This is a genomic window from Streptomyces roseofulvus, assembly GCF_039534915.1.
Taxonomy (GTDB): Bacteria; Actinomycetota; Actinomycetes; order Streptomycetales; family Streptomycetaceae; genus Streptomyces; species Streptomyces roseofulvus.
The window spans coordinates 7,933,323-7,945,893 of the sequence record NZ_BAAAWE010000001.1 but is presented as its reverse complement, the minus strand read 5'-3'; the positions used below and the strand labels follow the sequence as shown (position 1 = coordinate 7,945,893).

The following is a 12,571-nucleotide window of genomic DNA, read 5'->3' as shown; positions in this document are numbered from 1 at the left end:
ACGTGACGCGCTCAGCGAGAGCTCTGACCCGGCCGCCGTGCACCACCCCGATCGTCCGCGCGTGACGCGGCCGGTCCGTGGCGTGGTGCTCCGCGCCGGTGTCCAGCTCTCGCCCGTCTCAGGCCAGGGAGCCCAGGTATGCGTCCCTTCGCATCCGTCCCACCCCGCCGCACCACCTCCGCCTCCCCCTCCCCCACGACCACCACCTCGCTCTCCCTCCTCCTCGCCGTCGTCCTGCTCCTCGTCGGCGGGCTCGCCCTCGGTCTCCCCGACCGGGCGGGCGCCGGTGTCCTCGCCGACTCGCTGATCTCACAGGGCCGTCCGGCCACCTCGTCGTCCGTCGAGGACAGCACCTTCGGGCCGGAGAAGGCCTTCGACGGCCTCGCCACCACCCGCTGGGCCAGTACCGAAGGCGTCGACCCGCAGTGGATCCGGGTCGACCTCGGCCCGTCGGCGACCGTCTCCCGCGTCAAGCTCGTCTGGGAGGTCGCCTACGCGAAGGCGTACCGGGTCGAGATCTCGTCCGACGGCACGACCTGGACCCGCCTCGCCACCGAGACCGCGGGCAACGGCGGCACGGACGACTGGACCGGGCTGACCGGCACCGGCCGCTACCTGCGCGTGTACGGGACCGCCCGGGGCACCCCCTACGGCTACTCGCTCTGGACGGTGGAGGTCTACGGCACCACCTCGACCACGCCCCCGCCCGGCGGCGCGTTCACGGTCGTCGCGGCCGGAGACATCGCCGCCCAGTGCACGGCCTCCAGCAGCTCCTGCGCCCACCCCAAGACCGCCGCGCTCGCGCAGCGCATCGCACCGTCCTTCTACCTGACCATGGGTGACAACCAGTACGACGACGCCCTGCTCTCCGACTTCCGCGCCTACTACGACAAGACGTGGGGCGTCTTCAAGGCGAAGACCCGGCCGGTGCCCGGCAACCACGAGACGTACGACCCGGCGGGTCCGCTCGCCGGCTACCAGGCGTACTTCGGCGCGATCGCCTATCCGCAGGGCAAGCCGTACTACAGCTACGACCAGGGCAACTGGCACTTCGTCGCCCTGGACTCCAACTCCTTCGACGACCCCGCGCAGATCCAGTGGCTCAAGGACGACCTCGCCCGGAACACCAAGGGGTGCGTCGCCGCCTACTTCCACCACCCGCTGTACTCCTCCGGCGGCCACGGCAACGACCCGGTCTCCCGCCCCGTCTGGCGGATCCTGTACGCCGCCAAGGCCGACCTCGTCCTCAACGGCCACGACCACCACTACGAGCGCTTCGCCCCGCAGGACCCGGACGGGCGGGCCACCGCCGACGGCATGGTCGAGATCGTCGGCGGCATGGGCGGCGCGGAACCGTACGACATCGAAACCGTGCAGCCCAACAGCCAGAAGCGGATCAGCGGCACGTACGGCGTCCTGAAGCTCGACCTCACCGACACCACCTACACCTGGCAGTACGTCGGCACCGACGACCAGGTCAAGGACTCCGCCCCGACCTACACCTGCCACTGATGTACGTCGCGACCACCGGTCGCCCCGACGCGCCGCCCGCCCCCTCGGGGGTCCGGCGGCGCGTCCCCGGCACCGTCCTCGCGCTCGGCACGGTCAGCCTCGTCGCCGACGTCTCCTCCGAGATGGTGACCGCCGTCCTGCCGCTCTACCTGGTCCTCGGACTCGGCCTCTCGCCCCTCCAGTTCGGGCTGCTCGACGGCCTGTCGACCGGCGCCACCGCGCTCGTGCGGCTCCTGGGCGGCGCCACCGCCGACCGCGGCGGGCGGCACAAGGCGGTCGGCGGACTCGGCTACGCGCTCTCCGCCCTCTCCCGGCTCGGTCTGCTGCTCGCGGGCGGCGCGACCGGCTGGATCGCGGGGGCCATCGGCGCCGACCGGCTCGGCAAGGGCGTGCGCACCGCCCCGCGCGACGCGCTCATCACGCTGCACAGCCCGCCCGAGGACCTGGGCCGCGCCTTCGGCACGCACCGCGCCATGGACACCACCGGGGCCCTGCTCGGCCCGCTGGCGGCCTTCGCGCTGCTGTGGGCTACGGCCGACGCGTACGACGCCGTCTTCGCGGTCAGCTTCTGCGTGGGGGCGTTCGGGGTGGTGCTGTGGGTGCTGTGCGTGCCCGGCCGAGGGCGCACGCCCTCCGCCGGCGGGCCGGAAGGTCGCACCGCGCGGCGCGCGCGGGGCGGGCTGCTCGCCGGGCTGCGCTCGCCCGGCTACCGGCGGATCGTCGGGTGCGCGGCGCTCCTCGGCGCGGCCACGATCGGCGACTCCTTCCTGTACCTGCTGCTCCAGCGCCGGCTCTCCTTCGACGCCACCTGGTTCCCGTTCCTGCCGTTGGGCGCCGCCGCCGTCTTCCTGCTCCTCGCCGTGCCGGCCGGCCGGCTCGCCGACCGCCTCGGACGGCGACGGCCCCTCCTGTACGGGCACGGGGCCCTGGCCCTGGCGTACGGGCTGCTGCTGACGCCGCTGCCGGACATGGTCGTCCTGCTCGGCGTCCTGGCCCTGCTCGGCCTGTTCTACGCCGCGACCGACGGCGTCCTCATGGCCCTCACCGGCCCGTATCTGACCGAGGGGCGGCAGGCGGGCGGGCTCGCGCTCGTCCAGACCGCGCAGGCGCTCGCCCGGCTCGGCTCGGCGGTCGCGTTCGGCGCCCTGTGGACGGCGACCGGCCCGGAGACCGCGCTCGTCGCCGCCCTCGTCACCCTCGCCGCCGCCGTCTGCTGCTCCGCGCGCCTGCTCCCCCGGGGCGTCGCGGCTCCCGCCGGGCCGAACGCCCCCGAGCCCTCCGAGAGGACCGACTGACCCATGCCCGCCCTGACCGGTGCCTCCACCCGTACCCGCGTCTGGATCATCGTGCTGGCGCTGCTGCTGCTCGGCGGCGGCGCCACCGCCTACACCCTGCGGGCGGCCTCGGGCCGCGACGCCGCGGCCGCCGGCACCGCCGACCCCCGCTTCGCCCTCGCCGCGGGCGGCGGCGCGCTGTACGCGCGGGACACCGCGACGGGGCGCGTCGCGCGCGTGGATCCCGCCGCGCCCGGCGGACGCGTGGCCGGCGGCCCCGTCTGCGACCGCTTCCACGCGGCCGGCGACACCGCGCTCTGCCTGCGGCGCCGCCCCGGCGTCCCGGCCCGCTCGTACGTCATCGTGCTCGACCGCGAGCTGCGCGAGGTGCGCCGCATGAGCCTGCCGGGCATCCCCAGCCGGGCCCGCGTCTCCGCCTCGGGGAACATGCTCGCCTGGACGATGTTCGCGACCGGCGACTCGTACGCCCGCTCCTCCTTCTCCACCCGCACGTCCGTCCTCGACCTGCGCACCGGCTATCTGGTGAAGAACATCGAGCAGATCCCGCTGACCCTCGACGGGCGCCGCTACCACGCGCCCGACGTCAACTACTGGGGCGTCAGCTTCGCGGCGGACGACAACCGCTTCTACGCCACGGTCTCCACGAACGGCCGCACCCACCTCGTCGAGGGCGACATGGCCACCTGGTCCGCCCGGACCCTGCGCGCGAACGTGGAGTGCCCGTCCCTCTCCCCCGACGGCACCCGGATCGCCTTCAAGAAGCGCGTCTCCGACGGCCCGCGCGAGCCGTGGCGGCTGTACGTGTACGACCTGACGACCGGCCGCGAGCACCCCGTCGCGGAACGACGCGGCATCGACGACCAGGCGCTGTGGACGGACGGCGAGACCCTGGCGTACGGATACGGCGGCGGCATCTGGTCGGTTCCCGCCGACGGCACGGGCGCGCCCCGACAGCTCGCCCGGGGCGCCTCCTCCCCGACCCTCGCGGACTGAATCCTCCGGCGCGTGAGGCGGCCTGCGGCGGCGCGGGACCGATGAGTCCGCCGTCCTCGGACGGTCTACCCGGCGAAGCGATCCGTTCCCGTGCGAGGAGTGCCCATGTCGACCCTTCAGCCCGTGATCCTCACCGCCGACCTGGACGCCCTGCGCGGCTTCTACACGCGGTTGTTCGGAGCCGAGGAGATCTTTCGGGTCCCGGAGGAGGGCCCGGTCTTCTACCTCGGCCTGCGCATCGGCGACACCGACCTCGGGTTGGTGTCCAAGGAGGACGCGCAGGTCGGCGCGGCGGCGCCGCGGATCCTGCTCAGCGTCGCCGTCGACGACGTCGACGACGCACTCGGGCGGGTCGAGGCGTTGGGCGGCGCGGTCAGCGGTGGCCCCGACGACATGCCGTGGGGGCAGCGGGTCGCTCACGTCCGGGACCCGGACGGCAACCCGCTGAACCTCACCCAGCCGGTCCCTACCCGGTGACGCCGTCCCGTGCCACCGCCGCCGACGCCGTGCCGGCCCGAGCGTCGACGAACGGTTCGGTCAGGTGCGGCGTGGCGAGGTGGAGGGTGTCCGCGGACCGGCCGCGGCGCAGCAGCCGTTCCCTGGAGGTCCTCGCCCGGGCCGGGTCCGTCTCGTGCGCGTAGGCGAGTTCGGGATGGAGGAGTTGGATCGCGTGCACGAGCAGGTCTCCCGTCACCGCGACGAGTTCGCGTCCGGCCTCGACGAGCACGCTCTGGTGTCCGGGCGTGTGTCCGGGCGTGGCGAGCACCCGCTCGCCGCCGCGCAGTGCGGCTTCGCCGTTGAGCAGCCGGAGCCGATCGCTCGCCCGGAGCGGGTCGATCAGGCTCGACCGCAGCTGCGGGTTGAGCGCCTCGATCGCGTCCGACTCGGCTCGCTGCAACAGGTACTCGGCGTTCGGGAAGTAGGGGCGTGCCTGCTCGCCGCCGACGACCGCCCAGCCCACGTGATCGGTGTGGAGGTGGGTGAGGACGACGGTGTCCACGTCGGAGGGTGCGATGCCCGCTGCGGCCAGCGAGGCGGGGAGCACCCCGGGCACGGGCGCCCAGGAGGCCGCCGGGCCGTCGGCCGGGCCGATCCCCGCGTCGACGAGCGTCACGCCCCGGTCGCTGCGGATGGCGAAGGCCCGGAACTGGAGCCACCAGCGCCCCTCGGCGTCGAGCGCACCGGGATCGAACCGGTCGGCCGCCGCCCATTGTTCGCTCGTGGCGTCGGGGAACGCCTCGGACCGGGCGGAGAAGAAGGGCCCTTCGCCGTCGGCGAGCGCGATGACGGTGTACGGGCCGACCTGGAGGGTGGGGAGCATGCCGCCGATACTGCCACCGCCGGGCGCGCCTCGACCACCGCGTCAGGGATGCCGGCGGTACGCCGGCCTCCCCCCGTCGGCCGTGAGTTCCATGCTCAGCTGGGAGCCCAGTTCCGCGAAGCCCAGCGAGGCGGCGACGCGCCGGGACGCCGGAGGCCGCGCCCGCCACTGGGGCAGGAGCCCGGCGGCGAGGGCGTGTGCGACCGCCGCCGAGCCCGCCACCCGTGCCAGCCCTCGCCCGCGCTCGGCGGGCGCCGTCAGGACGCTGTGGTGGGCGGTCCGGCTCGGCCACGCCCGGTATCCGGCGGCGGCGACGACCCGCCCCTGCCGGCGGACGACGAAGGCGGGGGAGGTGATCTCGTCCAGCGCCGCCTCCACGGCGTCCTCGTCGCCGGCCGACTCCTCCAGCCGGCCCAGCTCGGCGTGCCCGGCCGGCAGTCGTTCCACCGCAGGCGCGCCGGCGTCCGCCGGCCGGAACCGTCCCGGGGACACGTACGCCAGCGCCGCGGGCCCGAGCGTCGCCGCGACGGGCAGCACCGCGCGCACCGAAACGCCGTCCACGAGCGCCTCCACGGACAGGTGCGCCAGCGCGTCCCGTACGACCGTGGCGGTGTGCGCGTCCGGTACGGTCACGAGCGCCGCGTCGCCGAGGGCGACCGCCCCGACCCACCCGGCCGGGCAGAGTTCCGACGTCGGCGAGACCACCACCTCCACCCCGCCGGCCGGCGGAAACGCCGCCGGCACCCGGGCCAGCCGCCCCCACAGCGGGGTGGGGCGGGTCATGGCTCGTTCACCTCGTCGTGTGCGGTGGTCGGCGGTTCGCGGTCACCGACCGTAGCCGAGACGGACCCCGGCCCGCCCCCGACTCACCTGAACGGATGACAACAGCGGCACCGAAGCCGGCTACGACCGGGTGGCGGTGCCGCAGCCGTCGCGTCCCTCGCCCAAGGGGGCCGTGCGGTCGTACGGATCGACCGTGTGGCTGCCGTCCGGGCCGGACTCCGCCGGTGATCCTCCGCCGAACTGCGGGCGGAAGAAGCCGGTGGGGGCGCCGCAGCCGCCGTTGGTCATGTCGAGCTTGTAGGACAGGAGGGTGAAGGTGCCCGCCTCGGTGGCGACCTTCGACGGGTCGTCCCAGCTCACCACGGTCTCCCTGCGCACGATCACCCGTACGACCTCGTCGCCGCCGCCGGCCGGGGCGACCGGGTACACGAAGGTGACGTCGGCGGTCACCTCGACGGCTCCCCGCTCCCCCTCCCGGTAGGTCAGGCGGCCCCTCGTCCTGACCTCGTCGCCGGCCGGACGGGCCTGGGCCGGGTCGAAGCGGCTGAAGAGCATCAGCGGGTCGTGGTCCTCGCCCGGCGTGCTGAGCGACGTGGTGACGAAGGTGGTGACGTCCTTCTGGTGCGGGTTCATCAGGGCGATCGCCTTGTCCGGGCGTCCGCCGCGCAGCACGGCGGGGTCCAGGCTGGACGCGGCGAGGAAGTCGCGGGTGCGCGCGAGCGCCCGCTCGACCTCCGGCTTCGTCATCCAGCCCGTCGCCTTGGCGGCGGGCACGGTGATGCCGGCGGTGCCGCTCGCCCAACGCGCCGCCGGAGAGCCGCGGAACGGCTCGGCGAGCGTGGCCCGCCCGTCGGCGTCGGCCGGCGGCGCCTGCTCCGGCCGCGCCGTCTCCTGCGCGAGCGGAGCACCCGTGCCCCCGTCGTCGGACCAGCCGACGACGCCACCCGGGTCCACCGCCACGAGCAGCAGGGCCACCGCGGCCGCGAAGCCCGCCACGTACCAGCCCTTCCGGCGCCGGGGCCGTACGGACGCGGACGTGGGACCGCGCCACGGCGTCGGCTCCACCGGTTCCGTGCGCAGTCCGGCCGCCGCCTCGCGGGCGCGCGCGGAGGGTTCCTTCGGCGCGGTGACGCCGCTCTCGGCCGACGTGCGCAGGAACGCCTCCCACACCTCGTCCGGCACCGAGGCCCCGTCCTGCTCGCCCTTCACCGCTGTCCCCCTCGTGTGCGCGCCTCCGGCCCTCGCCGAGGCCCTGGCATGATCGCACAGGAGAGCGATCCGCCCCGCCTCCGGACGTCAGGTGCCGGTGACGGTGGCGCGGGGGGTCTCGTCGACGTGGAGGGTGAAGACGTCGGGGCGGGCGTAGTGCCCGGTGGTGTCGAGGTCGAAGCGCGCGCGGGCGAGGTCGTCGAGGTCGAGGTCGGCGGTCAGGATCCCCTCGCCGTCGCGCAGCGGACCGGCGAGGACGTCGCCGAGCGGCGAGACGATGACGGAGCCGCCGCCGATGAGGACGGTGTCGGGCTCGTCGCCCTGGACGGGGTGGAGGTCGGCCGGCAGACCGTCGCGGCGGAGGAACTGGCAGGCGCTGAGGACGAAGCAGCGGCCCTCCAGGGCGATGTGCCGCATCGTGGCCTGCCAGGCGTCGCGGTCGTCGACGGTCGGCGCACACCACAGGTCGACGCCCTTCGCGTACATCGCGGTCCGCAGCAACGGCATGTAGTTCTCCCAGCAGATCGCCGAGCCGAGGCGGGCCGTGCCGGTGTCGACGACGGGGAGGGTGGAGCCGTCGCCCTGCCCCCAGAGGTAGCGTTCGGCGGCGGTGGGCATGAGCTTCCGGTGCAGGCCGAGGTAGCCGTCCGGACCGAAGAAGAGCGCGACGCAGTACAGGGTGCCGCCCTGCCGTTCGACGGCGCCGACCACCGCGTGGACGCCGAGCTCGCGCGTGACGGCGGCCAGGGTCTCGGTCTCCGGGCCCGGGACCTCGACGGCGGCGGCGTGATACCGGCGGAAGAGGTCGCGTCCGGCGGGCGTGCGGCTGCCGACCGTGATGCCGAAGTCCAGCCCCTTGGGGTAGCCGCCGATGAACGCCTCGGGCAGCACGACGACTTCGGCGCCGCGGCCGGCGGCTTCGCGGAGGAACTCCTCGGCCCGGGCCACCGCACCGGGGGTGTCGAAGAGCGGGGCGGCCGCCTGGACGACGGCGACGGTCACGGTGCGGCGGGGGTCGGGGGAGGCCGTGCTGGGGGTGGAGGTCATGCCCCGACGCTAGACGAGTCGCTCCGGATCTCGCCCCCGCCGCGTGATCCGCGCACCGGGCCCGGCGAGCCGGGCCGGCGGGAGGTGCATCGGCCGTCAGCCCGCCGCCGACAGGTCCGGGGCCTCCCCCGCGGATTCCGCGTCTGTTCGCGGCGGGTCGAGGGCCGGGCCGCGGGTGCCGACCGGGCCGCCGGGCAGCAACCGGTCCAGCCACTTCGGCAGCCACCAGTTGGTCCGGCCCAGGAGGGTCATGGTCGCCGGGACCAGCACCATGCGGACCACCGTGGCGTCGATGAGGATCGCGGTGGCCAGGCCGAGCCCGAACATCTTGGTGGAGGGGTCCTCGGCGACGGCGAAGGACAGGAAGACCGCCACCATGATGAGCGCGGCCGAGGTGATGATCCGGGCGGTGCCCGAGACGCCCTCGACGATCGCCGTGACGTTGTCGCCGGTCCGCAGGTACTCCTCGCGGACGCGGGAGAGCAGGAACACCTCGTAGTCCATCGACAGGCCGAACAGGATGGCGAAGAGGAACATCGGGATGAACGACACGATCGGAACCGTCGCTTCCACCCCGATGAGTGCGCCTCCCCAGCCCCACTGGAAGACGGCGACCATGACGCCGTAGGCCGCGCCGATGCTCAGCAGGTTCAGCAGGACCGCCTTCAGCGGGACGAGGACCGAGCGGAAGACCAGCATCAGCAGCAGGTACGACATCGCCAGCACGGCGGCGACGAGCAGCGGCAGGCGCCGGCTGGTGCGCTGCCCCACGTCGGACAGGCTCGCGGCGGCGCCGCCGATGTGGGCCCTCGCCGGGCCGTCCCCGATCGCCGTGGGCAGCACGTCGGTGCGCAGCCGGGCGATGGTGTCGGCCGTGGCCTTCTCCTGGGGGCCGGTGGTCGGGAACACCACGAGGGTGGCGATGCCGGTGGCCCGGTCGACGTGGGTCGGCGCGACGGACGCGATGCCCGGATCCGCCTCGACCGTCGCGACGAGCCGGTCCAGCACTCCCGGAACGCCGGCGGGGTCCGCGGCGATGACCAGGGGGCCGTTGGTGCCCGGGCCGAACCCCTCGGCGACGAGGTCGTACGCGCGGCGCTCGGTCCGGCTCGGAGGCAGTGAGCCGTCGTCGGGCAGGCCGACGCGCAGGCCGAGCACGGGCAGCGTCGCGGTCAGCAGCAGCCCCGCCGCGCCGACCGCGTACGGCACGGGGTGCCGGCTGACGTGCCCGATCCAGCGCCGCCACCCGGCGGTGGTGACGGCGTCCTCCTCCGTGCCCCGCCGTCGCCCGGGCCGCCCGGCCCCCAGCGCCCGGCTGATCCGGCCGATCCAGCCGGTCCGGCCGATCCGGCCGATCCGGTTGGGCGTGGCCAGGCGCGGGCCGGCCGCGCCGAGGAAGGCCGGCAGCAGCGTCACCGATGCGAGCACCATGATCAGGACGACGATCGAGACGGCGAGCCCGCCGACCGTCATGAACGGCACGTTCGCGACGGCCAGGCCGAGGATCGACACGACGACGGTGCCGCCGGCGAGGACCACCGGCCGCCCCGCCGTGGCGACCGCCCGTCCGGCCGCCGCCTGCGGGTCGAGCCCGCGCGCCAGGTGCTCCCGGTGCCTGGCGAGCACGAACAGCGCGTAGTCGATGCCCACTCCGAGCCCGACCATGCTCCCGAGGACCGGGGCGAAGGTGGGGACGTCCGTCACCCCCGCCAGGACCGTCATCGCGGCGACCCCGACGGTCAGTCCGAAGACCGCCATGCCGATCGGCAGCGCGGCGGCGACGAGCGAACCGAAGGCCAGGAAGAGGATCGCGGCCGCGGCGAGGAGGCCGATCAGTTCGCTCACGCCGCCGTCGGGGTCGGAGAAGGCGTAGAAGAGGTGCCCGCCCATCTCGACGCGCAGGGGCAGTTCGGCGCGCAGCCGGTCGCCGAGCGCGACGAGGGCGTCGAGGTCGTCGGCCGACAGCAGGCTCTGGTCGGGGTACTGCACCCGGACGACGGCGACCCGCCCGTCGGCCGAGACGAGGCCGCCGCGCACGGCGGTGTCGCCGCCCGCGTCGAGCGCCCCCGCCGGGTCGCTGGTGCCGATCACGTGCGGCAGCCGCCGCACCTCGGCCCGCAACCGCGTGAGAGCGGTGCGCGCGCCGTCGTCGTCGATGAACGTCGCCGCGCCGTCGAGGGGGGTGACGACCACCTGGGCCGTCATCCCCTCCTCGCCGGTGCCGGCCCGCTCGATCAGTTCCGCGGCCCGCTGGGAGTCCAGTCCCGGAGCGGTCATCGCGTCCGCGTTCCGCCCGCCGAAGGCGACGGCGGCGAGGACGGCGAGCGTGGCGGCGACCAGCCATGCCGCGATCACCCGCCAGGGGTGGCGGGCGGCGCCTGCGCCCAGGCACGACAGGGCTTTCGTGAGCATCGGGTCCTCCAACCACCTCGTCGACCGACCTTGTACGGCCGCCGCTACCGAGGCTCGTCGCCACCGCGCTCGGCGGCATCGGCCCGCGGGCCGCGGATCCGTCGGCCCCAAGAGGGAGGGAGATCCCGTCCTTTCGGCCGATGCGCGGCACGGCGCGGTCCCTACGCTGAGAACCGTGCTCCGAGACGACCTGCGCACCCTGTGGACCGAACCCCGGCCGCCCGACGCGCCCGCCCGGGTGCGTCGGGACTGGGCGCTGCTCGCCGCGGGCCTCGCCGGGGTGGCGCTGGAGGCCACCCTGCGCGAGGACGTCGTGTGGCGGCCGGTGGCGGTGGTGTTGGCGGTATGGCTGTGGCTGCTCCTGCTGTGGCGCCGTACCCGCCCGCTGGCGACGGTGACGCTGGCGTTCGGCGCGGTGCTCCTGCTTCCGGTGGCCTCACTCGTCGCCGCACCCGGCGAGTCCGTCGGCCTGCACACCGGTGCGGCCGTGCTCGTGCTGGTGTACGCGCTGCCCCGGTGGGGATCGGGACGCGAGATCGTGCTGGGCGGCGCGGTCGTCGTCGCGGTCGGCGCGCTGTGTGTCGTCACGGACGGAACGCCGGTCGTCGAGAAGGTCGTGGGCTTCGTCTTCCTGCTCCTGCCCGGCGTGGTCGGGGCTGCCGTGCGGTTCCGGATGACCGCGCGCGAGCGGCAGTTGGAGCAGCTGCGCTCCCGCGAGCGCGAGCAGCTCGCCCGGGAACTGCACGACACGGTGGCCCACCACGTCTCGGCCATGGTGATCATCGCCCAGGCGGGCCGGGTGCTCGCGGGCACCGATCCGTCCGCCGCCGTCGAGGCGCTGGAGGGCGTCGAGGAGGAAGGGGCGCGCACGCTGGAGGAGATGCGCGCCATGGTCGCCGCGCTGCGCGACCGCGGAATCGGCGCCGACCTGGCGCCCCCTGCCGGCGTCGCGGATCTGGAGCGCCTGGCACGCACCCCCGGTGGTCGCCTCCGGGTCGACCTGGGGCTCGACGGCGAACTGGACGCGCTGCCCCCGGCCGTGGACGCGGCCGTCTTCCGGATCGTGCAGGAGTCGGTGACCAACGCGCTGCGGCACGCGGTCGACGCGACCGAGCTCGTCGTCCGGGTCGCCGCGGAACGGCACACGGTACGGGTGAGCGTGCGCGACGACGGCCGGCGCACCGGCCGGGGTCGCGACGGATACGGCCTGACCGGCCTGCGCGAGCGCGCGACCCTGCTCGGCGGCACGCTCCGAGCGGGCCCGGGTGCCGACCGGGGCTGGCACGTCGACGCCGAACTGCCGAGAGTGAGGAGCGAGCGCGGTGTCCATTCGCGTCCTCGTCGCTGACGACCAGACGATCATCCGCACCGGGTTGCGGATCATGCTGAACGCGCAGCCGGACATCGAGGTGGTCGGCGAGGCCGCCGACGGGCGGGAAGCGGTCCGTCTGGCCCGCGAACTACGCCCCGACGTCTGCCTGTTCGACATCCGCATGCCCCTCCTCGACGGGCTCGAAGCCACCCGCCTGGTCGCCGGCCCGGGCGTCGCCGACCCGCTGGCCGTCGTCGTCATCACCACGTTCGACCTCGACGAGTACGTCTACGGCTCACTGCGGGCCGGCGCCCGGGGCTTCCTCCTCAAGGACACGGGCCCGGACCTTCTGGCGCAGGCCGTACGGTCGGCTTCCGACGGCGAGGCGCTCATCGCGCCCAGCGTCACGGTCCGTCTGCTCCAGGCCTTCGCGGACCTGCCCGCCGGCCGGCCCGTGGCCCAACCGGTCTCCCCCGTCACCGCCCGCGAGGAGCAGGTGCTCCTCGCCGTCGCCCGCGGCCTGACGAACACCGAGATCGCCGACGTGCTGCACATCAGCCTCAGCACGGTGAAGACGCACCTGGCCAGCCTGATGGCCAAACTCGGCGCCCGCAACCGGGTCGAGATCGCGATGTGGGCCTACGAGACGCGCCGGATCCTCCCCGGAACCTGAACCGGGACGATCCG

11 protein-coding genes are annotated in these 12,571 nt (G+C 74.8%); 6 read left to right on the top strand and 5 right to left on the bottom strand.

Annotated features, from left to right (window positions below):
* The first annotated feature begins 138 nt into the window (after positions 1 to 138).
* From ABFY03_RS36635 to ABFY03_RS36620, 4 genes are all read left to right on the top strand, one after another.
* Complete coding sequence (locus ABFY03_RS36635; RefSeq protein WP_319012835.1) at positions 139 to 1,512, top strand: discoidin domain-containing protein; 1,374 nt, start codon at positions 139 to 141, stop codon at positions 1,510 to 1,512.
* Positions 1,512 to 2,807, top strand: a complete 1,296-nt coding sequence (locus ABFY03_RS36630; RefSeq protein WP_346172066.1) for an MFS transporter — start codon at positions 1,512 to 1,514, stop codon at positions 2,805 to 2,807. Before ABFY03_RS36635 ends, ABFY03_RS36630 begins: the two co-directional genes overlap by 1 nt.
* Before the next feature lie 3 nt (positions 2,808 to 2,810).
* Positions 2,811 to 3,800 (top strand): TolB family protein, encoded by a 990-nt coding sequence (locus ABFY03_RS36625; protein WP_346172065.1) that lies wholly within the window; start codon positions 2,811 to 2,813, stop codon positions 3,798 to 3,800.
* Positions 3,801 to 3,905: 105 nt separating this feature from the next.
* The gene (locus tag ABFY03_RS36620; RefSeq protein ID WP_346172064.1) at positions 3,906 to 4,277 is read left to right on the top strand and encodes a VOC family protein; all 372 of its coding nucleotides are present in this window, start codon (positions 3,906 to 3,908) and stop codon (positions 4,275 to 4,277) included.
* Here the strand turns inward: ABFY03_RS36620 and ABFY03_RS36615 are convergent.
* The 5 genes from ABFY03_RS36615 to ABFY03_RS36595 all read right to left on the bottom strand — a co-directional run bounded on the left by ABFY03_RS36615 (position 4,267) and on the right by ABFY03_RS36595 (position 10,572).
* Positions 4,267 to 5,121: an MBL fold metallo-hydrolase gene (locus tag ABFY03_RS36615; RefSeq protein ID WP_319012831.1), complete on the bottom strand. Its 855-nt coding sequence runs from the start codon at positions 5,119 to 5,121 to the stop codon at positions 4,267 to 4,269. The genes ABFY03_RS36620 and ABFY03_RS36615 overlap by 11 nt on opposite strands.
* Before the next feature lie 42 nt (positions 5,122 to 5,163).
* On the bottom strand, positions 5,164 to 5,904 hold the full coding sequence (locus ABFY03_RS36610; RefSeq protein ID WP_346172063.1) for a GNAT family N-acetyltransferase: 741 nt from the start codon (positions 5,902 to 5,904) through the stop codon (positions 5,164 to 5,166).
* 120 nt (positions 5,905 to 6,024) lie between these two features.
* Complete coding sequence (locus ABFY03_RS36605; protein WP_319012825.1) at positions 6,025 to 7,113, bottom strand: hypothetical protein; 1,089 nt, start codon at positions 7,111 to 7,113, stop codon at positions 6,025 to 6,027.
* Positions 7,114 to 7,200: 87 nt separating this feature from the next.
* A complete protein-coding gene (locus ABFY03_RS36600) occupies positions 7,201 to 8,160 on the bottom strand; it encodes a nitrilase-related carbon-nitrogen hydrolase (protein ID WP_346172062.1) in 960 nt (319 codons plus the stop codon).
* A gap of 96 nt (positions 8,161 to 8,256) precedes the next feature.
* Positions 8,257 to 10,572: an MMPL family transporter gene (locus ABFY03_RS36595; protein WP_346172061.1), complete on the bottom strand. Its 2,316-nt coding sequence runs from the start codon at positions 10,570 to 10,572 to the stop codon at positions 8,257 to 8,259.
* Between the two features lie 175 nt (positions 10,573 to 10,747).
* Here ABFY03_RS36595 and ABFY03_RS36590 point away from each other — a divergent pair, with 175 nt between their 5' ends.
* A complete protein-coding gene (locus tag ABFY03_RS36590; RefSeq protein ID WP_346172060.1) occupies positions 10,748 to 11,920 on the top strand; it encodes a sensor histidine kinase in 1,173 nt (390 codons plus the stop codon).
* Positions 11,895 to 12,557 (top strand): response regulator transcription factor, encoded by a 663-nt coding sequence (locus ABFY03_RS36585; RefSeq protein ID WP_319012821.1) that lies wholly within the window; start codon positions 11,895 to 11,897, stop codon positions 12,555 to 12,557. The genes ABFY03_RS36590 and ABFY03_RS36585 overlap by 26 nt, the downstream gene beginning before the upstream one ends.
* Positions 12,558 to 12,571: the final 14 nt, after the last annotated feature.